Raw genomic sequence first — 21,927 nt, 5'->3', positions numbered from 1 at the left:
CGGGGGCTGGACCCCGCAGCCGGGCGTGACGACACCCGCGGGCTGGACCGCGCAGCCGGGCGTGACGACACCCGCCGGCTGGCCCTCGCCGACCGGTGCGCCCGCCCCCGCGGCCTGGCCCGTGCAGGGACCTGTCCCGTCGCCCGTGCCCGCCCCGGTGACCCCGTGGCAGCCCGTCCCCGGCGGCGCGACGGTGCCCGGTACCGCTCCCGACCGGGCGGCGGCGCCGGTGCACGAGCCCGCGTACCGGCCCGGTGACACCCAGCCGATCCGCATCCCTCCGTCGACCCCCGCCGACCGCGGCTGGGACGTGTCGGGCGACCGCGCGACGTTCGTGCCGGTCGAGGACGCCGAGGCCCGTGACCGCCTGTACGACGACTGACGGATCGCCTCGCCCACCCTCGGTCCGCGGGCGGACGCGCCGTCGGGCGGTCCGGACGACGCCGACGGCGCGTCGCGTCGCGCGGCCGCGCCGGTGACCGCCCTTCCGCCGGAGGCGTCGGTCGTGCTGGGGTGGGCGCGTGACGACGCCGACGACCACCGCTCCCGTCCGGGTCCGGCGCCCGCTGCGCGTCGGCGGCGTGGTGGCCCTCGCGTCCCTGCTCGGGATCGCCTGGGTGGCGCGCGACTCGCTGCGCCGCGTGCTGCTCCCGAGCCCGTCCGACGTGTGCCCGGCGATGCTCCCGCCGCCGGTCTCGTGCATGCCCGACGCGCACGTGCTCGTGGCGGCGCTCGCGGCCGGCGCGGTCGTCGTCGTGCTTGCCGTGCTCGCGGCCGTCGTGCGTGCCCGGCGCCCGGCGCCGGTAGTCCGGACCGTGCTGACGGCCCTCGCCGTCGTCGGGGCGCTCGCGGTCGGCTACGTCGCGATCTGGCCGTTCCCGCCCCCGACGGGCTGGCTCCCGTCCTGACGCCGCGCGCCGGAACACCCGCGACCGGGCGCGACGTGCTCACCTAGGATCGGCCGCATGTCCCGCATCCTGTCGGCCGTCGCGTGGCCCTACGCGAACGGCCCCCGCCACATCGGTCACGTCGCCGGCTTCGGCGTCCCGTCGGACGTCTTCTCCCGCTACATGCGGATGGCGGGCCACGACGTGCTCATGGTGTCGGGCACGGACGAGCACGGGACGCCGATCCTCGTGCAGGCGGAGAAGGAGGGCGTGAGCCCTCAGGCGCTCGCGGACCGCTACAACCGGGTGATCGTCGAGGACCTCACGGCGCTCGGGCTGTCGTACGACCTGTTCACGCGGACGACGACGCGCAACCACTACGCGGTCGTGCAGGAGATGTTCCGTACGGTCCACAAGAACGGGTACATGGTCGAGCAGCAGACCATGGGCGCGATCAGCCCGAGCACGGGCCGCACGCTTCCGGACCGCTACATCGAGGGCACGTGCCCGATCTGCGGCTACGACGGCGCGCGCGGCGACCAGTGCGACAACTGCGGCAACCAGCTCGACGCGATCGACCTCATCAACCCGAAGAGCCGCATCAACGGCGAGACCCCGAAGTTCGTCGAGTCGACGCACTTCTTCCTCGACCTGCCCGCGTTCGCCCAGGCGCTCGAGCAGTGGCTGAGCACGCGGCAGGGGTGGCGCCCGAACGTCCTGAACTTCAGCCTCAACCTGATCGACGACATGCGTCCGCGCGCGATGACGCGGGACATCGACTGGGGCATCCCCGTGCCGCTGCCGGGCTGGGAGGAGAACCCGAACAAGCGCCTGTACGTCTGGTTCGACGCGGTCATCGGGTACCTGTCGGCGTCGATCGAGTGGGCGCGCCGGTCGGGCGACCCGGAGGCGTGGCGCGGCTGGTGGAACGACCCCGAGGCCCTGTCGTATTACTTCATGGGCAAGGACAACATCACGTTCCACTCGCAGATCTGGCCCGCCGAGCTCATGGGCTACGACGGGCGCGGGTCGCGGGGCGGCGAGCCCGGCGTCTACGGCAACCTCCAGCTGCCGACCGAGGTCGTGTCGAGCGAGTACCTCAACGTCGCGGGCGAGCAGTTCAGCACGTCGCGCGGGCGCGTGATCCTGGTGCGCGACATGCTGTCGCGGTACCAGCCCGACGCGCTGCGCTACTACCTGTCCGTCGCCGGACCCGAGACGCAGGACGCCGACTTCACGTGGGCCGACTTCAAGCGCCGGACCAACGACGAGCTCGTCGCGGGCTGGGGCAACCTGGTCAACCGGACCGCGAACATGATCCACACGAACTTCGGCGCGATCCCCGAGCCGGGCGCGCTGCTGCCGGTGGACGAGGCGCTGCGCGCGACGACGGCGGCCGGGTTCGACACGGTCGGCAAGCTGCTCGGCGAGCACCGCAACCGGGCAGCGATCGGCGAGGCGATGCGCGTCGTGCAGGAGGCGAACCGCTACCTGTCGGAGACCGAGCCGTGGAAGCTCAAGACCGACCGCGAGCGGCTCGGCACCGTCCTGCACACGGCCGCGCAGGCCGTCGCGGACGCGAACACGATGCTCGCGCCGTTCCTGCCGTTCGCGGCCCAGAAGGTGCACGAGACGCTCGGCGGGACGGGCACCTTCGCGCCGATGCCGCGCATCGACGAGGTCGAGGACCTGGACGACGCGTCGCGGTCGTACCCGATCATCACGGGCGACTACGCGGCGACCCCGCGGTGGGCCTCGGTGCCGCTGGTCGCGGGCACGTCGGTCGCCAAGCCGGTGCCGGTCTTCACGAAGCTCGACGACGCGATCGTCGAGGAGGAGATCGCGCGCGCCGAGCAGGCCTGACGTGGCGCGCACGCGCGACCGCGGCTGGCCGCCGCCCCCGGAGCCGCTGCCGCTGCCGGTCGTCGACAACCACACGCACCTCGAGTCGGTGCTGGGGTGGGTGGCCGACGGCTGGCAGCGGTCGGACGACGGCGTCGCGGTGCCGGACGCACCCGCACCGGCGCTCGACGACCACCTGGCCCGGGCGACGGCGGTCGGCGTGGACCGGATGGTGCAGGTCGGCTGCGACTACGAGTCGGTGGTGCTGACGGCGGATCTCGTGCAGGCGCACCCGGCGTTGCTGGGGGCCGTCGCGATCCACCCCAACGAGGCGGTGCTGCACGCGGGCGTCCGTGAGGTGGCGCCCGACGGGCTCCCTCCCGAGCCGCGGTTCGTGCACGAGGACGTCCGTCTCGACGAGGCGCTCGCCCGGGTCGCGGCGGTCGCGCGTGCGACCCCGCGCGTGCGGGCGATCGGGGAGACCGGGCTGGACTTCTTCCGGGCCGGCCCGCGGGGTCGTGAGGTGCAGCGCGAGGCGTTCCGGGCGCACGTCGCGCTCGCCAAGGAGCTCGGGCTCGCGCTGCAGATCCACGACCGGGACGCGCACGCCGAGGTCGTCGAGGTGCTGCTGGCCGACGGCGCGCCCGAGCGGACGGTGTTCCACTGCTTCTCGGGTGACGCCGAGCTGGCGCGCCTCGCGGTGTCGCACGGATGGTTCCTGTCGTTCGCGGGGCCGGTGTCGTTCGGGCCGAACGACGACCTGCGCGCGGCGCTGCGCGAGGTGCCGCCCGAGCTGCTCATGGTCGAGACGGACGCTCCGTACCTGACGGTCCACCCGTTCCGCGGCCGGCCGAACGCGCCCTACCTGCTGCCCGGGACGGTCCGCACGGTGGCCGAGGTGACGGAGCGGTCGCTCGAGGACGTGTGCGCGGGCGTGTCCGCGACGGCGGAGCGGGTCTACGGTCCCTGGTGACGTCGCGACGAGCCGGTCACGTCCCCGCGGGCGGTCGCTCGACCGGTGTCCGACGTCCGGCCGCAGGTGGTCGGCCGGGTCACGGATCGGTTACGGTCGGACAGGCGTCCACGACGGTCGCCCCAGGGCGGTCCGCGAGGGCCGCCCAGGCCGTCCCCTCCCGGCCCGAAGGACTCACCGCGTGCGCCCTGACCACCCGCCCGTGACCGCCGCGCGGTCGCGCGCGCTGCCCGCCGTCGCGCGGGCCGTGGTCCTGGCGCTCGTCGTCGGTGTGACGAGTGCGTTCGCGGTGCTCCACAAGGAGGTCACGCTCGACGTCGACGGCCGGGCCGTCGAGGTGCAGGCGTTCGGCCGGACGGTCGCGGACGTGCTCGAGAGCAGCGACGTCGAGGTCGGCGAGCGGGACCTCGTCGCGCCGTCGCTCGGCGACCCGGTCGCGCGCGGCGGGCAGATCGTCGTGCGGCACGGCCGCGAGCTGCAGGTCGAGGTCGACGGCGAGGAGCGCACGGTCTGGAGCACGGCGCTGACCGTCGGCGAGGCCGTCGACGGGCTCGGACTGCGCGAGGGCGAGGTGCGGCTGTCGGCGTCCCGCGGCTCGGCGCTCGAGCGCGGCGACGTGCTCCGGGTGTCGACCCTCAAGACCATCCACCTGGTCGTCGACGGGCAGGTCATCGACGGCCTGAGCAGCGCCGCGGTCGTCCGGGACGCGCTCAAGGACGTCGGTCTCGTGCTGAACGAGGGCGACAAGCTCTCGGTGCCGCTCGACGCGACGGCGGTCGACGGTCTCGTGGTGATGGTCACGCGGGCGGGCACGGGCGGGGAGACCCTCACCGAGGCGATGCCGTTCGAGACGCATGAGGTCGAGGACCCGACGCTGGTCAAGGGCAACAAGGTCGTGAAGACCAAGGGCCGCGCGGGCGTGCGCACCACGACCTACGAGCTCCAGGTGGTCGGGGGTGTCGTGGTCGGCCGGACGCCGATCACGTCGGTCGTCACCACGCCGCCCGTGACGCAGGTCGTGCGTGTCGGCACCGCGGAGCTGCCCGACCCGTCGACGGTCGCCGTCGAGCCGGGCACGGCGCAGGCGATGGGCAAGGAGATGGCCGCGGCGCGCGGCTGGGGCGACGACCAGTTCGCCTGCCTGCTGGCGCTCTGGAACAAGGAGAGCGGCTGGCGCGTCACCGCGGAGAACAAGTCGTCGGGTGCGTACGGCATCCCGCAGGCGCTGCCGGGCTCGAAGATGGCGACGGTGGGCGCGGACTGGCAGACGAACCCCGCGACGCAGATCACCTGGGGTCTCAACTACATCGGCGGCCGGTACGGCACGCCGTGCGGCGCGTGGGCGCACAGCCAGGCCAAGGGCTGGTACTGACGCCCGCGGGTGCACGTCCCTGACCTGCAGGGACGCCCCGGTGCGACCTCTTTCACCCCCGTCGCACCCCGGCGCGGGGTTGGAGATCTGTCACGGTTCCGTTACGGTCGCGTGTCGGTCCTGCCCGTTCCGGCCCCTGTGTGCATGTGACGCACGGTGGCCGGGAAGCGGTGCGCGGGACCGTGCGACGGCTCGGACAACAGCCGTCACGACGGCCGGATCGGGGATCCGGGACCGGTGGGGGACGGCCCGAGGGCCGACCTCCCGCGTGTGCGCCTCGCGCCGCGTGCCCACCGGGTGCCCTGCGGGGCGCGACCTGGACCCCGTGCCCGGGCACGACGACGGCTGGAGCCCCGTGACCTTCACGACCCGAATCCGCAGTCCCTTCGCGCGCACCCGCGCCGAGTCCCCCGAGACCCCGGGGGACGACACCCCGACCGCCGCCACCGACGGTCAGGGCGCCGAGACGAAGGGCCTCCGGTCCGGTCGTCGCCTGGTCCCGCTCGTCGCCGCCGCCACCGTCATCCTCGTGGGTGGCGCGACGGCCGGCTACGCCCACGCCAACAAGTCCGTGACGCTCGACGTCGACGGCGAGGTCGTGCGCGTCACGACGTTCGCCGGCTCGGTCGACGGCCTGCTCGCCGAGCACGGCGTCCAGCTCGGCGAGCGCGACGTCGTGACCCCGAGCGGCGCGCTCGCCGAGGGTGCGGACGTCGTCGTGCGGCACGCGCGCCAGGTGACCGTCTCCCTCGACGGCAGCGAGAAGTCCGTCTGGACGACCGCGATCACCGCCGACGAGGCGCTCGACACCCTCGCGTCCCGTGCGGACGACGTCGCGCTCGTCGCGTCGCGGTCCGCCGCCGGCGGTCGCCCCGAGCTCGCGCTCGACCTCACGCTGCACGGCTCGGCCGACGTCCTCGTCGACGGCCGGACGCTCCAGACGCCCGACGGCGACGCGCGCGTCGCGCAGGTGCTCGGCGAGCTCGGCATCACGCTGAACCCGCTCGACCGCGTGTCCGTCCGGCAGACGCCCGAGGGGCGCGTGCAGGTCGTCGTGAACCGCGTCGTCGTGCAGGAGGTCTCCTCGACGCACGAGGTGCCGTTCGCGTCGAGCACGCAGGAGGACGCGAACCTCTACACCGGCCAGCGCAAGGTCGCCGTCGCGGGCGTCCCCGGCGTGCGCACGCTCGTCGAGCGCGTCACCACCGTGGACGGCGTCGAGACGGCCCGCGAGACGGTGTCCGACCAGGTCACGCAGGCCCCGGTCGACGAGCTCGTGAAGACGGGCACCAAGGCTCGTCCGGCGCCGGCGCCCAAGGCGACGTCGTCCGGCTCGACGGCCGCCGCCGGCCCGATCACCGCGGGCGGCAGCGCCGACTCGCTCAACTGGGCCGCGCTCGCGAAGTGCGAGTCGGGCGGCAACCCGACGGCCGTGTCGTCGACCGGCAAGTACCACGGCCTCTACCAGTTCTCGGTGGCGACCTGGCAGGCAGTCGGCGGTGCCGGTCTCCCGTCCCAGGCCAGCCCCGACGAGCAGACCGCGCGCGCGAAGATGCTGTACAACCGCTCGGGTGCGGGCCAGTGGCCCCACTGCGGCAAGTACCTCTTCTCCTGACGCACTCCTGACGCGCTCCTGACGCAGCGCGTGCCCGGCGCCCGCCACCCCGACCGGGGTCGGCGGGCGTCGGCGTCCCCGCCCGAGCGCCTAGGCTCTTCGCCATGTCGACCTCGCTGCTCGGGCCTGCGGAGATCCGGGCGCTCGCCGAGCGGGCCGGGGTCCGGCCCACCAAGACCCTCGGGCAGAACTTCGTGCTCGACGCGGGCACGGTCCGCAAGATCGTGCGACAGGCCGACGTCGGACCGGGGGAGCGTGTCGTCGAGGTGGGACCCGGGCTGGGGTCGCTGACGCTCGGGCTGCTCGAGGCGGACGCGGACGTCGTCGCCGTCGAGATCGACCCGGTCCTGGCCCGGCTGCTGCCGAGCACGGTCGCGGAGCACGTCCCGGGGCTCACGGCGGAGCAGGCCGACGACGTGGACGGCTCACCCGTCGTGGTGCTGCGCGACGCGGACGGCCGCGACCGCCTCACGGTCGTGCTGCGCGACGCGCTCGAGGTGCGCGAGCTCCCCGGCACGCCGCCGGTCGCCCTCGTCGCCAACCTCCCGTACAACGTGTCCGTGCCCGTGCTGCTCACGTTCCTCGAGCGGTTCGACTCCCTCGAGCGCGCGCTCGTCATGGTGCAGGCGGAGGTCGCCGACCGCCTCGCCGCCCCCCCGGGCAGCCGCACGTACGGCGTGCCGTCGGCGAAGGCCGCCTGGTACACGCACGCGCGTCGCACCGCGACCGTCGGCCGCAGCGTGTTCTGGCCCGTGCCGAACGTCGACTCCGCGCTGGTCCGGCTCGACCGGCGCGAGCCGCCGACGACGACCGCGACCCGCGAGGACGTGTTCGCCGTCGTCGACGCGGCGTTCGCCCAGCGGCGCAAGATGCTGCGCCCGGCCCTCGCGACGCTCGCGGGGTCGGCCGACGCCGCACAGGCCGCGCTGGTCGCCGCGGGCGTGGACCCGCAGGCCCGGGGCGAGCGGCTCGACATCGAGGCGTTCGCGCGCATCGCCGAGCGGCTGGCGTCCCCCGCGGGCGCAGCCCCTGGGCGACCTGGCACAGTGGAGCCGTGACGCTGACCCCCGTGGCCCCGCTGCCCGAGCACGAGGTCAGGGTCCGCGCGCCCGGGAAGATCAACCTGTCGCTGCGCGTCGGTCCGCGCGACGAGGACGGCTACCACCCCCTGTCGACGGTGTTCCAGGCGGTCGGCGTCTTCGAGGAGGTCGTCGCGACGCCGTCCGAGGGCTTCGAGCTCAGCGTGAGCGGCCCGCAGGCGGAGATCGTGCCGACCGATGACGGCAACCTGGCGCTCCAGGCCGCGCGGCTGCTCGCCGAGCGCGTCGGGATCGACACCGGCGTGCACCTGCACGTCGTCAAGGACGTGCCCGTCGCGGGCGGCATGGCGGGCGGGTCCGCCGACGCCGCGGCCGCGCTCGTGGCGTGCGACGCGCTGTGGCGGACCGGCCTGAGCCGTGACGACCTGCTGGACCTCGCCGCGAGCCTCGGGTCCGACGTGCCGTTCTCCTTGACCGGCCACACCGCCGTCGGGTCCGGTCGCGGGCACCTGCTGACGCCGGCCCTCACGCGCGGCGAGTTCCACTGGGCGTTCGCGGTGCAGCACCGTGGCCTGTCGACCCCCGCGGTGTACCGCGCGTTCGACGAGCTGCACGGGCACGACGACCTCGACGAGCCGGACCCCGAGGCCGACGTGCCGCTCATGCAGGCGCTGCGCGCCGGTGACGCCCGCGCGCTCGGTGCCGCGCTGCACAACGACCTGCAGATGGCGGCCCTCGAGCTCGACCCCGGGCTCGCCGAGCCGCTGGCCGTCGCCGAGGACGCGGGCGCGCTCGGCGTCATCGTCAGCGGGTCCGGCCCGACGGTCGCCGCGCTCGCGCGCAGCCGGCAGCACGCGCTCGTCCTCGCGGCCGCGTTCACGGCGTCGGGCGTCGCGGACCGTGTCCTCACGGCCGCCGGTCCGGTTGCCGGCGCGCGGGTGGTGTCGGCGACGGACTGACCGGCGTCGTCGGCACCGGGCCCGCACAGGGCCTGACCAGGGCCGTCGTCGAGCGGCCGGGAGCGACGGGTAGCCTGTCGCCTCGATGGCTCACCTGCTCGGCGCGGACCGCGTCACCCTCACGCTCGGCACGCGCACGCTCCTCGACGAGGTGAGCCTCGGCCTGGACGACGGCCAGCGCATCGGCGTCGTCGGCCCCAACGGCGCCGGCAAGTCGACCCTGCTGCGCGTCCTCGCAGGCCTCCAGGAGCCCGACGCCGGACGGGTCACGCGCGCGGGCGGTGCCCGGGTCGCCGTCCTCGACCAGCGCGACGACCTGCCGCCCGGCACGGTGCTCGACGCGGTGCACGGGTCCGCCGACGCGCACGAGTGGGCGTCCGACGCCCGCATCCGCGCGGTGCACGCGGGCCTGCTGTCCGACGTCGGCCTCGACGCCGACGTGGCGTCCCTGTCCGGCGGGCAGCGTCGTCGGGTCGCGCTCGCGGCGCTGCTCGTCCGCGACGACGAGGTCCTCGTGCTCGACGAGCCGACGAACCACCTCGACGTCGAGGGGGTCGCGTGGCTCGCGGCGCACCTCGTCGAGCGGTACGCGCGCGGCTCCGGCGCGCTCGTCGTCGTGACGCACGACCGCTGGTTCCTCGACGCCGTCTGCACGCGCACCTGGGAGGTGCACGACGGGGGCGTCGACCAGTACGACGGCGGGTACGCGGCCTATGTCCTCGCGCGCGCCGAGCGTGCCCGGACCGCGGCGACCACCGAGGAGAAGCGGCAGAACCTGCTGCGCAAGGAGCTCGCGTGGTTGCGCCGGGGCGCACCGGCCCGCACGTCGAAGCCCCGGTTCCGCATCGACGCCGCGAACGCGCTCATCGCCGACGAGCCGCCGCCGCGCGACCGCATGGAGCTCGCCCGGATGGCGACGGCCCGGCTCGGCAAGGACGTGCTCGACGTCGAGGACGTGACCCTCGCGTTCGGCGACAAGGTGCTGCTCGACGACGTGACCTGGCGGCTCGGCCCGGGCGACCGGATCGGCGTCGTCGGCGTCAACGGCGCCGGCAAGACGACGCTGCTGCGGCTCCTCGCCGGACGGCTCGCGCCCACGTCGGGCCGGGTCAAGCGCGGCAAGACCGTCGCCGTCGCGGAGCTGCGGCAGGACGTCGAGGACCTCGACGACCTCGCGGACCTGCGCGTCGTCGAGGTCGTCGAGCGCGAGAAGCGGTCGGTCGTCGTCGGCGGCAAGGAGCTCACCGCGTCGCAGCTCGTCGAGCGGCTCGGCTTCCCGCGCGACCGTGCGCGTACCCCGGTGCGCGACCTGTCCGGTGGTGAGCGGCGGCGCCTGCAGCTGCTGCGGCTGCTCGTCGGCGAGCCCAACGTGCTGCTGCTCGACGAGCCGACCAACGACCTCGACACCGACACGCTCGCGGCCCTGGAGGACCTGCTCGACGGCTGGCCGGGCACGCTCGTCGTCGTCTCGCACGACCGGTACCTGCTCGAGCGCGTGTGCGACCGGCAGGTCGCGCTGCTCGGCGACGCGAAGCTCCGCGACCTGCCCGGAGGCGTCGAGCAGTACCTCGAGCTGCGCCACGCGGCCGGCGAGGCCCAGCCGCCCGCGGCGACCTCGCCCGCCGCCGACAGCCCAGTGCCGGGGGACGCCGTCGCGGCCGCGGGACCCACCCAGGCCGAGGTGCGCGCCGCCCGCAAGGAGATCGCGCGCATCGAGCGCCGCCTGTCGCGGATCGCCGACCTCGAGAAGGACCTGCACGCCAAGATGGCCGCGCAGGCGACCGACCACCAGGCCGTGCTCGCGCTCGACGCCGAGCTGCGCACGCTCGCCGCCGAGAAGGGCGAGCTCGAGGCCGCATGGCTCGAGGCCGCGGAGACCGCGGGCTAGACCCGCCCTGGGGCGACGTCGTCGGGCGCTCAGCCGGCGAGGAGGTTCGACGCCGCCACCGCGGTCGCCGCGCCGACGACGAGCAGGATCGTGCCCAGCATCGTGCAGATGCGGCCCGGTGACAGCCCCGCCAGCACCTGACGCACCGTCCCCAGGAACGTGCCGAGCTGCTCGAGCGTCGCCCCCGCGGGCAGCGACCCGCCCACGGCCGACTGCGGCTTGTCCGGGTCCGGTGAGGTGTGCGGCGCGGGTGCGACCGCGAAGGCGTCGGAGCGGACGGCCTCCGCCGTGAGCAGGCCGACCCCGACCCCGACGAGCAGCGCGCCCACCGCCACCGCGGCGCCGATGCCGTACATCGCGAGCGCGCGGTCCGCCGACGTCCCGGCGACGACGACCGCGACCGACGCCGCGACGACGAACCCCGCACCACCGGCCAGGCTCCACCAGCGCACCGAGCGCAGCGCGCTCGCGCGGTCGTGCAACGGCGCCCACGTGACCGCCCCGAGGTGCGGCTGCTGCTCCGGCTCGCTCGACGTCCCGGCCATGGCGAGGTCCCCCCGATCCTCGTGCGCCCGACCCGTCCAGCGTCCGCCCCTCGGCCGCGCGCGACAAGGATGATCCTCGGGCGGCCGGGGCGCCCTCACGCTCCGGGGGTCGTGGGGCGCACCTCCGTCCAGCACTCGCGGGTGAGGAACGCGAGCTGTGCGCGCTTGGTCGGCAGGTCGACGACGGGCCCGAGCGTGAACCCCTGACGCACGGCGCGCGCGACCGCGCGGTCGTTGCGCGCGTCGGGCTCGACGACGATGCGGGCGACGGCGGGCGGGTCGAACAGCGCGTCGAGCAGCGCGCCCAGGAGCAGGGTCGAGAAGCGCGGGGTGGGGCGGCCGCGCGCGCCGATCAGGAGGTGCAGGCCGATGTCGCCGGGCTGCACGTCGTACACCTCGCCGACCGGGTCGTGCTCCGGCTCGTACGTCTGCACCAGCGCGACGGGCAGGCCGTCGCGGCGCAGCAGGAACGCGTGGTGGCTCGGCAGACCGTCGACGAACGCGTAGGTGTCGCGCAGCTCCGTGCGGGTCAGCGCGCCGAGGCCCCAGAAGCCGGTGTGCGGCTTCGTGACCCACGCGTGCACGGTGTCGAGGTCGCCGTCGGGGTCGAGGACGGTCGTCGTGACGACGCCCAGGCCGGGCACGTCGCGCTCGTCGACGACCGTGCCGCGGGAGCCCGAGCGCAGGCGTGCACCCGTCGTCGGGACGGTGGTCATGGCAGGTCCTCCCGGTGGAGACGGTCCCAGTCGGTGACGACCTCGGTCGTGCGCGCGTCGAGCCACGCGTCGAGCTGGTCGAGGGCGTGCGGGTCGCCGGGCACGCCGCTCGCGCCGAACGGCACGTTCCAGCGGCTGCGCTCGCGGTCCGCCAGGTCCCAGACGTAGCGCGCGACCGAGCCGCGCCACGAGCGGTGCGTGACGCCCGGCGTCGACGACGTCGAGCGCACGCAGTCGGTGTCGCCGCCGACGCCCACGTCCACCGGGAAGGGCGAGGCGCAGCCCGGGACCTCGTCGAGCACGTGCAGGGGGTGCAGGCGGTGCAGGTCCGCCCACACGGTCGCGTCGTCGCCGGACGCGCCGTCCGTCCACGTCGCGTGGGTCTCGGCGGCCACGTCCTCGAGCGCGGCACGGACCAGGGCCGGTCCGTCGAGACGCAGCCGGTCCGGGTCCGCGCGGTCCGCGTCGAGCAGCGCGGGTAGCGCGTCGGCGACCCGCGCGGGCACGACGAACCACGGCGCGAGCACGGGCCCCGCGCCCGGGTCGTCGTGCAGGGCGGCCAGCGACGGGTGCGCGGCGACCCGGCGGACGAGCGCCGCGCGCCAGCGCGCGAACGCCGCCGCGTCACGGCTGTCGGCCGCCATCTCGCGGTCCCACGTCAAGAGCCGGTCGCGCAGGGTGCGCGCGGCCACCGACAGGGCCGCGTCGGTGCGCGGCAGGTGCGCGAGGAGGCGCGCGGCGCCGTCGTGCCGCACGTCGCCGTGCACGCGTGCGGTGCTCACCGCGGTCGCGGGCTCGTCGCGGGTCGCGTCGAGCAGCGTCCGGATGCGACGTGCGCGCTGCGCCGGTGCGTAGAGGGCACCCAGGTCGTGGTCCGGGCGCGCGGGTCGCTCGTTGGCGTCGACGGCGACGTCCGTGACCGGCTCCGGGTCGACGGGGGACACCCAGTGCGGCGCGCGGCCGGCGTCGGACCATGCGTCGTGCGGGCGGTGCCGGAGACCCGCGTCGCGCTCCGGGACGCGTCCGGCGACGACGCGCAGCACCGCGCCGCGGCGGTCGGCCACGAGCACGCGGTTCACGGGGTCGACCCAGTCCCGCAGCACGTCGGCGACCTCGCCCGCGGTGCGCACGTGCAGCAGTCGACGCAGGCACCCGACGCCCGCGTCGGCGGTCGCGCGCACCGGGAAGCGCACGGACCAGGCGTCGTGCTCGACCGCGTCGTCGGCGGTCGCTGGACTGCGTCGGCCGGACGACGCAGGCCCTGGGCCGGGGGCGACCTCGCGCGCCGGATCGTCGTCCGCACCGTCCCGCCACAGCACCGGGCCGCGCGCGGTCTCGCCGACCAGCACCGGGACGTCGGCGCCGCCGCGCACGCGGATCGTCTCCTCGTGCACCGTCGCGGGCTCCCAGCCGTCGGGGCCGAGCGCCTGCCAGGTGTCGCCCTCCCGACGCAGGCGCTCGCGGAACACCTCGACGTGGTGCGCCATCGCATTCGTCACGCCCCACGCGACGTCGCCGGTGTGCGCGACGTGCGGGGCGCCGGGCACCCCGGGGAACGCGAGCCCGACGACGTCGACGCCCGGGCACGCGAGCCGGACCTGCTGGTAGACGCCCGGGAGCTCGAGCAACCGGTGCGGATCGCCGGCCACGAGCGGCAGGCCGCTCGCGGTGCGCGAGCCGTGCAGCGCCCACGCGTTGCTGCCGCCCGAGCCGGGGTCGCCCGCACCGCCCGCGGCGTCGAACAGGGCGACCGCGTCGTCGCCGAGCGCTCGCGCGACGTGGTCGTTCCACAGCAACCGGGGGAACGTCGAGAACAGCGCGTGCGCGACGAGCAGCACGCCGACCGGTCCCCATGCGGGCCACGGCTCGCGCGGGGTGCTGCCGCCGAGACGCGCGTCGAGGGCGTCGACCTCCGCGACCGGTCGCTCGCGCAGGCCGTCGTCGATCCCGCGCACGTAGGCGGCCACCCACGCGCGGTCGTCGGCGGGCAGCGCGTCGTGGACCCGCCGCGCGGTGTCGGCGATGCGCAGGCGTCGCGCGAGCACGTCCCAGTCGACCCCCGCGGGTCCGATCCGTTCGGCGAGCCGCCCCTGCGCGCGCCACAGGTCGACCTCGACCTGCCACGCCCGGTCGACGGCCGTCACGAGACCCTGGCCGTACGCGAGGCCGAGGTCGTCGCCGGCCCGGACGTGCGGCACGCCGCACGCGTCGCGGAACACCTCGACGGTCATGCGCCCACCCTGCTGCCGGTCGGCCCGGGCACGCACGCCGTCATGCGTCGCGCCGCCGCGCGACCGGGTTGGCGAGCGTGCCCGCGTAGATGAGCGAGCCCGACGGGTCGGTGAGGTCGACCATCTGCGCGGTGTTGCGCAGCTGCAGCCGGTTGAGGCACGAGTGCGCGAAGCGCCGGGCGCGCAGGTCGACGCGTCGGTGCAGGTCGGGGTGCCGGGCGGCGTGCGCGTCGATCGTCTCGGCGACGAGGCCCCAGAACGCGCGCTCGTCGAGCAGCTCGTCGGTGTCGAGGATCGCGGCGAGGTGCCGCAGGAAGCCGTCGAACACGTCGGTGAAGATGGCGAGCGCGGCCTCGTCGGCGTCGACGGGGTGCCGCACGCGTGCGACCTCGTCGGGCAGCGGGCGGTCGGTGAGGACCACGACCTCCTCGCCGATGTCCTTGAGGAACGCGCCGACGGGCACGTGCGCGTCGAGGTCGAGGATCACGTTCTCGCCGTGCGGCATGAACGCGAGGTCGTGCGCGAGCAGGCAGTGCACGAGCGGCGTGAGGTAGACGTCGAGGTAGCGCCGGACCCACGTCGTGCCGTCGAGCGCGGACGCGGCGACGAGCGCCCCGACGTAGGACGCGCCGTCGGCGTCGCGGTGCAGCAGCGACGCCATCGTGGCGAGCGCGTGCCCGGTCGGGACGAGCGGGACAGGGCTCTCGCGCCACAGCGCGGCGACCATCTTGCGGTGCGCGTTCGGCTGCGGCGTGCGGTGGTACGCGTCGCCCGTGTACCCGATCGAGACGCGCTCGCGCAGGACGCGGAACCCGAGCGCACCCAGCACGCGGTCGCCCGCGACGAGGTCCGCGACCCAGTCGTTGATCCCGGGCGTCGCCGCCATGTACGCGGGCGACAGCCCCCGCAGGAAGCCCATGTTCTGGATGGCGAGCGCGACCTTGACGTAGTGGCGCGACGGGTCGGACACGTTGAGCAGCGTGCGGATCGACTGCTGCGGCAGGTAGTCGTCGTCGCCCGTGCCGAGCAGGACGAGGTCGCGGCGCGCGACGTCGGGCGCGAACGTGACCGCGAGCCGGTGCTCCCACTGCCACGGGTGCACGGGCAACCAGCGGTAGCCGGCCGGGTCGAGCCCCAGGTCGCGGAGCTGCGCGTGGAACCGGGCGATCGTCGCGCCGCCCAGCTCGGCGAGGTAGAACGCGTCCTCGTCGAGCCCGGCGCCGAGCGCGAGGTGGCTGACGTCGCGCCGCACCGCGAGCCACACCAGCCGCACCGGCCGGCCCGCCTCGGGCGCGTAGGCCGCGTGGTCCGAGACGCCGAAGCCGATGCGGCCGTTGTTCGCGACGAACGACGGGTGCCCCTCGGTCATCGCCGCCTCGACCTCCCACAGCGGCGCGCCGACGAGGTCCGCGGCCGACGGGCCGCCGTGGTGCGCCTTGAACGCGCCGCTCGCGAGCGTCGACGCGATCTCCTCCAGGTAGACCGCGAGCAGGTGGTCGGGGATGCGCAGCAGCGGCTGCAGCTCGAGCACGAGCGCCATCGCGTCGAGGGGCGCGGGCTCGCCGTCGACGTCTCGGGTCAGGCTCGCCTCGTCGAGCGCCCAGTGCTCGAGCGACAGGCGGCGCGCGCGGAACCGGTAGACGACGCGGCCGTGGTCGAGGACGACGCGGTAGCCGTGCGGGTCGCGCTCGTCGTCCGTCGCCAGGTCGGCCGGGTCCTCGTCGCGGACCGGCGCGAGCAGCCGTTCGTGCGCGAGCTCCGACAACGCCTTCGCGACGAGGTGCCGCTGCGCGACGGCCATCGTCTCGGGACGCAGGTGCGCGGCGGTCCGCGCGACGGGCGGGGCGCCCGCGCCGGGGCGCTCGGTCGTGGCGGTCATCGCAGGGTCCTTCCCAGGGGGCTCGCGGCGAGGTCCGCGCGCGTGCAGACGCACAGCAGCGCGCGCTTGCCGGGGAGGTCGACCTCCCGCAGCACGCGGAACCCGGCGGCGGCGTTCTTCGCGGCGATGCGGGTGTTGGTGACGTCGGGCTCGACGACGACGCGCGTCGCGCCCAGGCCGTCGAGCACGAACCGCACGACCTCGCGCATGACGGCCGAGGTGAGGCCGTGCACGGGGGCGCCGGTCGGCGGCGCGACGAGCAGGTGCATGCCCACGTCGCCGGGCTCCGCGTCGTGCACCTCGGTGAGCAGCACGTGCGCGGGGTCGTACGTCTCGACGAGGAACGTCGGCTCCCCGTCGACACGGCCGAGCCACGCCTGCTGGTGGGGGTCGGCGGCGACGTCGTCGAAGTAGGCGCGCACCTCGTCGACCCCGAGGTGGCCCATCTCCCACGCGGCGGACCGCGGGTGGGTGAGCCACGCGTGCAGGCGCGCGACGTGCGCGCCGACGTCGAGCGGCTCGAGCGTGACGACCGGCGACGACCCGGCCGGCGTCACGTCCGAGCCGACCGACGCGTCCGCCGCGACAGCCACCGGGGTGCCGGGCGCGCTCATCGCGCGCCGCCGACCAGCGCGTCGGCGTCGTCGTCGGCCGCGACCGGCTGCGCGTCGGCGGGCACGCCGAACTCCTGGAACGCGATGCGGCGCTCGCGGGGGTACACCTCGCGCCCGACCACGGCCTCGAGGATCGCCGACGACCGCCACGCGCCGAACCCGAGGTCGGGCGCGGTGACGCCGTGCGTGTGCTCCTCGCCGTTCTGGACGAAGACGCGCCCGCGCCCGCCGTCGACGGAGTAGTCGCGCGCGACCGCGAACCGCCCGCGCGCGTCGAGGTCCAGGCGGTCGAGGACGGGGTCGAGGAACGCGGGAACCCGCGCGGCGTAGCCGGTCGCCAGGACCAGGGCGTCGGTCGTGCGCTCGTGCACGGCGTCGAGCTGCGCGTGCCGCAGCCGCAGCGTGTACCGCTCGCCGTCCCACCGCGCGCCGACGACCTCAGTGTCCGTGAGCAGCGTCGTCGGGACCGGTCCGGCCGCGCTCTTGCGGTAGAGCGTGTCGTAGATGTCGTCCACCAGCGCCGCGCTGATGCCCTTCGACAGCGCACGCTGCTCGCGCCCGACCCGGTCGCGGACGTCCGTCGGGAGCCCGTGGAAGTGGTCGGTGTACTCGGGCGACGTCATCTCGAGCGTGAGCTTCGTGTACTCCATCGGGAAGAACCGCGGCGAGCGCGTGACCCAGTCGAGCCGGTAGCCGCACCGGTCGACGTCCTCGAGCAGGTCGCGGTAGATCTCGGCCGCCGACTGCCCGCTGCCGACGACGGTCACGCTGCGTGCCGCCTGCAACGACGCCCGCGCCGGCAGGTAGTCGGCGCTGTGCACGACGGGCCCGCCGACATCCCGCAGCGCGGGCGGGACCACGGGCTGGGTACCGACACCGAGCACGACGTGCCGCGTCCGGTACGTCTCGACGCCGCCGTCGGCCCGTCGCGCGCGCACCAGGTAGTCGTCGCCGTCGGCCTCGACCCGCACGACCGTCCGACCCCAGCGCAGCGTGCCGAGCTGGTCCGCGACCCAGCGGCAGTACGCGTCGTACTCGGCGCGCAGCGGGTAGAACGACTCGCGGATGTAGAACGGGTACAGCCGCCCGGTGGCCTTGAGCCACGCGAGGAACGAGAAGCGCGACGTCGGGTCGGCCATCGTCACGAGGTCGGCGAGGAACGGCACCTGGATCGTCGCGCCCTCGAGCATCATCCCGTGGTGCCACGCGAAGCCGTCGCGGCCGTCGAGGAAGACCGCGTCGAGCCCGAGCGGGTCGGCGAGCGCCGCGAGGCCGAGGTTGAACGGGCCGATCCCGATGCCGACGAGGTCGTGCGTGCGGCCCGGCGCGGCGGCGCTCACCGGGCCACCGCCGCGGCGTCCGCGACCAGGTCGTCGCCCTCGACGAGCGCGGCACCCGCGGCTCGCACGAGTTCGAGCACGCCCGCCACGTCGTCGAGCGTGGTGTCCGGGTTGAGCAGCGTGAGCTTGAGGCAGGGCCGCCCGTCGACGACGGTCTTGGCGACGAGCGCCCGACCGGAGCCGAACAGGGCGGAGCGGATCTGCGGGACGAGCGTGTCGGCCTGCGCGTCCGGCACCCCGACGGGCTGGTAGCGGAACAGCACGGTCGACAGCTGCGAGCGCCCGACGAGCACGAGGTCGTCGTCCTCGTCGACCCACCGGTGCGCGGCCGCGGCGAGGTCGAGCACCTCGTCGAACATCGCGCCGAGCCGGTCGGCGCCGAGCGCGCGCAGCGTCGTCCAGAGCTTGAGCGCGTCGAACCGACGCGTCGTCTGGAGCGACTTGTCCACCTGGTTCGGCTCGTCGCTGTCCTCGGGGTTGAGGTAGTCGGCATGCCACGCGACCGGTGCGAGGTCGGCGGGGTCGCGCACGAGCAGCGCGCTCGACGACACGGGCTGGAAGAAGCTCTTGTGGAAGTCGACGGTGACGGACCGGGCCCGCTCGATGCCGTCGAGCAGGTGCCGCCGGGTGGGGGAGACGAGCAGCCCGCACCCGTAGGCGGCGTCGACGTGCAACCACGTGCCGCCGGCCTCGCAGACGCGCGCGACCGGGTCCAGCGGGTCGACGCAGCCGCGGTCGGTCGTGCCCGCGGTCGCGACGACCGCCATGGGCACGTCGCCCGCGGCGCGGATCGCGGCGAGCGTGGCGGCGACGCCCTCGGGCCGCAGCCGCCCGAGGGGGTCGACGGGTGCGGCGACGACGGCGTCGGGCGCGAGGCCCAGCAGGAGCGCGGCCTTCTGGACGCTGAAGTGGCTCGACGAGCTGGCGACGACGCGCAGCCGCGGCAGCATCGCGCCGCGGTCGTCGACGCCGGCGAGTGCGTGCTCGCGGGCCAGCAGCAGCCCCTGGAGGTTCGACTGCGTGCCGCCCGACGTGAAGATCCCGTCCCCGGCGACGAACCCGATGCGGCGTGCCGTCCAGTCGACGACGCTGCGCTCGACGAACGTCCCGATCCCGGACTGGTCGAACGTGTCGACCGACGGGTTCACCGCGGCGAGCACGGCCTCGGTCGCGACCGCGGGCAGCACGACGGGGCAGTTCAGGTGGGCCGCGTAGGTCGGCAGGTGGAACCACACCGCGTGCTCGAGGACGAGGTCGTCGACCTCGCGCAGCGCCGCGGGCGTGCCGATCGCCGGCCCGTCGAGGTCGACGGCGTCGACGAGCGCCCGCAGCTGTGCGGGGGTGGCACCGGAGTACGGCTGGGTGGTGGTCCGCAGGCGTGCGGCGATCCGGTCGACGGTGGTGTGCACCGTGTCGGCGTAGTGGTCGGCGGTGCGGGACGACAGCAGCTCGCGCACGCGAGGCCCCCCTGGGGTCGACGAAGTTGGGCGTTCGGCGAGTGAGGACGTCCTTACTCGACGAAGGATTGCCTAACCTAACGACGATCCCGGCGACGTCAAGCCGCGCTCCGACGCGTGGACGATCCCGGCGACACGGACGGACGTCCGGATCGGTGGCGCTGACGCCCCGCCGCGCTGCAGGATCGCCATCGTCGCGTCGAAGTGGCCGAGGATCGCCGGCGTCGGCGCCCCCTGCACGGCCCGTCGAGCGGCCCGTCCGACCGCGACCGGGCGCCGGCCGGTCCACGGGGCCCGTCTGCGCGCGAGGCGGCCGCTGGTGGTGCCGGTCTCCGGCCCGGCTCACCGGAGCCCGCGCGGGTCACCCCACCGCGCGGGCTCCGGGAGAGCCGGGTGCGGGTCAGTGTGCGTGCCGCCCTGCCGCCGACGTCAGCTCGTTCGGCGTGACGTCGAGCTCGGCCGACCGCCACACCTCGCCGGTCGCGACGTCGACCGCGAGCACGCGGTTCGTCGCCGGGTCCGTGACGTAGGCGGTCCGGTCGAGGACGTGCAGGGTCGGGCGCGGGTCCTGCCACTCGTCGGGCTCGGTCCACGCGTCGATCAGCGGGATCGAGCGCGTGAGCGTCCCGGCCTCGGGGTCGATGACGTGCAGCGACCCGTCGGTGCCGAGGACCAGGGCCTCGCCGTCGTGGCCGCGGCCGAGCGAGCGGAAGGTGTACGACGCGGGCAGGTCGACCAGGCGCAGCGACGCGGTGCGGGTGTCGACGAGCGACACGCGCGTGGGCCGCTCGAGCTCGGCGTCGGGGTCGGACTTGTAGTCGCCGAGCACGACCGGCGACTCCTCGCTGCCCGCCTGGTTGCCGATGCGCCCGTACGCGTCGGGGCTCGCGACCTTGGTGATCGTGTCCTCGTTGACGACGACGAGGCCGTCCTGGCAGCCGACGACGACCACCTCGTCCGCGGCCACCGCCTCGCCGTGCACGCCGGGGCACGCGTCGGTCGCGGCGATCTCGGTGTCGTCGGCGTCGAGCAGCCGGACGCCGCTGCGCTGCTCCTCGGTACCGTCGGACACGACGAGCGCGTCGTCGCCGCGCAGCACCGCGACGCCGTGGTGCGGCGACGGGGTGGTGTACGTGCGGGTCACCGCGTCCTCGCCGCCCGCGACGTCGTGCACGTCGAGCACCGTGACCTCGCCCGTGCCGTCGTCGAACAGCGCGACACGGTCGTCGTGCACGACGACGTGCCCCGGCTTCTCCGCGGGGTAGGTGACGTCGGTCAGCGCCGGGTCGGCGGTCCAGTAGTGGGCGTGGTCGCCGTGCTCCTCGGCCCAGGTGCCCGCGTCGAGCACCTGGAAGCCCGCGTCGGTCGACACCATGACGTGCCGTCCGTCGCCCGCGGGGTTGACGCGCAGGAAGCCGTCCTTCTCGATCCGCTCGACGGTCTCGAGCGTGTCCGCGTCGAGCACGAGCAGGCCGCCGTCGTACGTGACGACCAGGCGTGGCTGGTAGGTCGAGGCCTCGGCGGCGCCGCTCGACGGGGTGTTCTCGGTCGCGGTCGACGCGGGGGCCGCGTCCTCGGCGGTGCCGGCGCACGCCGCGAGCATCACGAGGGGGAGTGCGGCGGCGGCCGCGCGGGTCGCGCCGCGGAGGCGCGGGCGGGCGTGGGTCTGGGTCATGAGGTCGTCAGGTGCCGCGCGGCGGCACCGGCTCCTTCCTGGTCGTGGTGGGACGCGGCTGCGTCACGCGAGGACCGTAGCAGACGATGACTATCGTTCTCATTAACGCCTTACGCAAGTCGGCCCCCGGGTGCAGGCGAGGCGGTCGGGGCGTCCGACCACGGGCCGACGGGCCCGCGGTGCTCCCCGCCCGCGGGCCGACGCGACGAGCCGCCGCGCGGACCTAGCGTCGGGGCGTGACCAGCACCGTCGACCTCCCGGACGTCGCCCCCGCGCGCCCCAGCACCTCGACCCTCGCCGTCCTCGGGCTCGCCGCGGTGCTCGGGCTCGCCTGGGGCGTCGCCACGTCGTTCCTCCAGACCGTCCTGCCCGCGCCGTTCGCCGGGCTCGCGAACGCCGTGTCGCCATGGCTCGTCGTGCCGTTCCTCGTCGGCTCGCGTGCGCGGACCCGGCCCGTCGCGGTCGTCGCGGGCCTGCTCGCCTGCGTCCTGCAGGTCGTCGGCTACTACGTGACCGCGGACCTGCGGGGCTTCGGTCTCTCGCTCACGTCGATCGCCGAGTGGATCGTGACGGGAGTCGTCGGCGGGCCCGTGTTCGGGCTCGCCGGCCACCTCTGGCGCACGGCGAAGGGACGCCTGCGCGGGCTCGGCGAGGCGCTGCTCGTCGCGGTCTGGGCGACCGAGGCCGTCGTCTCGTACGGCATCCGGCTCCACTACGTCGGTGACGCCCTCGTCTTCGGGACCGTCGCCGTCGCGCTGCTCGTCACGGTCGGACGTCGACCGGGGCCCCTACGCGCGACGCTCCGGTGGCTCGCCGTGACCGTGCCCGCCGGTGTCGCGGGGATGCTCGCGCTCGAGCCGCTGCTGCGCGTCGTCGGCTGACGGGCGCCGGCTC

General features: G+C 75.2%; 17 protein-coding genes and 2 pseudogenes. 11 read left to right on the top strand and 8 right to left on the bottom strand.

Features of this window, described 5'->3' with window-relative positions:
* From OMK64_RS00965 to OMK64_RS00925, 10 genes and pseudogenes are all read left to right on the top strand, one after another.
* Window positions 1–382, top strand: a pseudogene (locus tag OMK64_RS00965) (hypothetical protein); the annotation flags it as partial.
* Window positions 383–521: 139 nt separating this feature from the next.
* A complete protein-coding gene (locus tag OMK64_RS00960) occupies window positions 522–908 on the top strand; it encodes a hypothetical protein (RefSeq protein WP_272726080.1) in 387 nt (128 codons plus the stop codon).
* Between the two features lie 57 nt (window positions 909–965).
* On the top strand, window positions 966–2,750 hold the full coding sequence (gene metG / locus OMK64_RS00955) for a methionine--tRNA ligase (RefSeq protein ID WP_272726079.1): 1,785 nt from the start codon (window positions 966–968) through the stop codon (window positions 2,748–2,750).
* 1 nt (window position 2,751) lies between these two features.
* Window positions 2,752–3,702: a TatD family hydrolase gene (locus OMK64_RS00950; RefSeq protein ID WP_272726078.1), complete on the top strand. Its 951-nt coding sequence runs from the start codon at window positions 2,752–2,754 to the stop codon at window positions 3,700–3,702.
* Between the two features lie 181 nt (window positions 3,703–3,883).
* The gene (locus OMK64_RS00945) at window positions 3,884–5,074 is read left to right on the top strand and encodes a resuscitation-promoting factor (protein ID WP_272726077.1); all 1,191 of its coding nucleotides are present in this window, start codon (window positions 3,884–3,886) and stop codon (window positions 5,072–5,074) included.
* A 325-nt stretch (window positions 5,075–5,399) separates the two neighbouring features.
* Entirely contained in the window at window positions 5,400–6,689 is a 1,290-nt protein-coding gene (locus tag OMK64_RS00940; RefSeq protein ID WP_272726076.1) for a resuscitation-promoting factor, read from the top strand.
* Window positions 6,690–6,793: 104 nt separating this feature from the next.
* The gene (rsmA, locus tag OMK64_RS00935; protein WP_272726075.1) at window positions 6,794–7,747 is read left to right on the top strand and encodes a 16S rRNA (adenine(1518)-N(6)/adenine(1519)-N(6))-dimethyltransferase RsmA; all 954 of its coding nucleotides are present in this window, start codon (window positions 6,794–6,796) and stop codon (window positions 7,745–7,747) included.
* Window positions 7,744–8,688 (top strand): 4-(cytidine 5'-diphospho)-2-C-methyl-D-erythritol kinase, encoded by a 945-nt coding sequence (locus OMK64_RS00930; protein WP_272726074.1) that lies wholly within the window; start codon window positions 7,744–7,746, stop codon window positions 8,686–8,688. Before rsmA ends, OMK64_RS00930 begins: the two co-directional genes overlap by 4 nt.
* 85 nt (window positions 8,689–8,773) lie before the next feature.
* Window positions 8,774–9,256 (top strand): annotated as a pseudogene (locus OMK64_RS21170) (ATP-binding cassette domain-containing protein); the annotation flags it as partial.
* 48 nt (window positions 9,257–9,304) lie between these two features.
* Window positions 9,305–10,576 carry an ABC-F family ATP-binding cassette domain-containing protein gene (locus tag OMK64_RS00925; protein WP_374694048.1) on the top strand — a complete coding sequence of 424 codons (1,272 nt, stop codon included), beginning with the start codon at window positions 9,305–9,307 and terminating at the stop codon, window positions 10,574–10,576.
* Between the two features lie 29 nt (window positions 10,577–10,605).
* On the opposite strand, the gene OMK64_RS00920 is transcribed toward OMK64_RS00925, so the two are convergent.
* The 8 genes from OMK64_RS00920 to aztD all read right to left on the bottom strand — a co-directional run bounded on the left by OMK64_RS00920 (window position 10,606) and on the right by aztD (window position 21,033).
* On the bottom strand, window positions 10,606–11,121 hold the full coding sequence (locus tag OMK64_RS00920) for a hypothetical protein (protein ID WP_272726072.1): 516 nt from the start codon (window positions 11,119–11,121) through the stop codon (window positions 10,606–10,608).
* Between the two features lie 95 nt (window positions 11,122–11,216).
* Window positions 11,217–11,837 (bottom strand): GNAT family N-acetyltransferase, encoded by a 621-nt coding sequence (locus OMK64_RS00915; RefSeq protein WP_272726071.1) that lies wholly within the window; start codon window positions 11,835–11,837, stop codon window positions 11,217–11,219.
* The gene (locus OMK64_RS00910) at window positions 11,834–14,068 is read right to left on the bottom strand and encodes a penicillin acylase family protein (RefSeq protein WP_272726070.1); all 2,235 of its coding nucleotides are present in this window, start codon (window positions 14,066–14,068) and stop codon (window positions 11,834–11,836) included. The genes OMK64_RS00915 and OMK64_RS00910 overlap by 4 nt, the downstream gene beginning before the upstream one ends.
* Window positions 14,069–14,108: 40 nt before the next feature.
* Window positions 14,109–15,947, bottom strand: a complete 1,839-nt coding sequence (locus OMK64_RS00905; protein WP_272726069.1) for an IucA/IucC family protein — start codon at window positions 15,945–15,947, stop codon at window positions 14,109–14,111.
* Window positions 15,944–16,561: a GNAT family N-acetyltransferase gene (locus OMK64_RS00900; protein ID WP_272726068.1), complete on the bottom strand. Its 618-nt coding sequence runs from the start codon at window positions 16,559–16,561 to the stop codon at window positions 15,944–15,946. Before OMK64_RS00900 ends, OMK64_RS00905 begins: the two co-directional genes overlap by 4 nt.
* Window positions 16,558–17,901 (bottom strand): lysine N(6)-hydroxylase/L-ornithine N(5)-oxygenase family protein, encoded by a 1,344-nt coding sequence (locus tag OMK64_RS00895; RefSeq protein ID WP_272726067.1) that lies wholly within the window; start codon window positions 17,899–17,901, stop codon window positions 16,558–16,560. Before OMK64_RS00895 ends, OMK64_RS00900 begins: the two co-directional genes overlap by 4 nt.
* Window positions 17,898–19,358, bottom strand: coding sequence for a pyridoxal phosphate-dependent decarboxylase family protein (locus OMK64_RS00890; protein WP_272726066.1), 1,461 nt, complete (start codon window positions 19,356–19,358; stop codon window positions 17,898–17,900). The genes OMK64_RS00895 and OMK64_RS00890 overlap by 4 nt, the downstream gene beginning before the upstream one ends.
* Window positions 19,359–19,758: 400 nt before the next feature.
* Window positions 19,759–21,033 (bottom strand): zinc metallochaperone AztD, encoded by a 1,275-nt coding sequence (gene aztD, locus OMK64_RS00885; protein ID WP_272726065.1) that lies wholly within the window; start codon window positions 21,031–21,033, stop codon window positions 19,759–19,761.
* A gap of 236 nt (window positions 21,034–21,269) precedes the next feature.
* Here aztD and OMK64_RS00880 point away from each other — a divergent pair, with 236 nt between their 5' ends.
* Window positions 21,270–21,914, top strand: coding sequence for a DUF6518 family protein (locus OMK64_RS00880; RefSeq protein ID WP_272726064.1), 645 nt, complete (start codon window positions 21,270–21,272; stop codon window positions 21,912–21,914).
* Window positions 21,915–21,927: the final 13 nt, after the last annotated feature.

Origin of the sequence: Cellulomonas fimi (assembly GCF_028527925.1) — a bacterium.
GTDB classification, from domain to species: domain Bacteria; phylum Actinomycetota; class Actinomycetes; order Actinomycetales; family Cellulomonadaceae; genus Cellulomonas; species Cellulomonas fimi_C.
The sequence above is the reverse complement of the archived record's forward strand: the minus strand, read 5'-3'. Positions and strand labels throughout refer to the sequence as shown.

Bases quoted from the DNA above. Each gene is read 5' to 3' on its own strand.
- aztD (WP_272726065.1), bottom strand. From the start codon at position 21,033: ATGACCCAGACCCACGCCCGCCCGCGCCTCCGCGGCGCGACCCGCGCG.
- OMK64_RS00900 (WP_272726068.1), bottom strand. From the start codon at position 16,561: ATGAGCGCGCCCGGCACCCCGGTGGCTGTCGCGGCGGACGCGTCGGTC.
- OMK64_RS00915 (WP_272726071.1), bottom strand. From the start codon at position 11,837: ATGACCACCGTCCCGACGACGGGTGCACGCCTGCGCTCGGGCTCCCGC.
- OMK64_RS00905 (WP_272726069.1), bottom strand. From the start codon at position 15,947: ATGACCGCCACGACCGAGCGCCCCGGCGCGGGCGCCCCGCCCGTCGCG.
- OMK64_RS00910 (WP_272726070.1), bottom strand. From the start codon at position 14,068: ATGACCGTCGAGGTGTTCCGCGACGCGTGCGGCGTGCCGCACGTCCGG.
- metG (WP_272726079.1), top strand. From the start codon at position 966: ATGTCCCGCATCCTGTCGGCCGTCGCGTGGCCCTACGCGAACGGCCCC.
- rsmA (WP_272726075.1), top strand. From the start codon at position 6,794: ATGTCGACCTCGCTGCTCGGGCCTGCGGAGATCCGGGCGCTCGCCGAG.
- OMK64_RS00920 (WP_272726072.1), bottom strand. From the start codon at position 11,121: ATGGCCGGGACGTCGAGCGAGCCGGAGCAGCAGCCGCACCTCGGGGCG.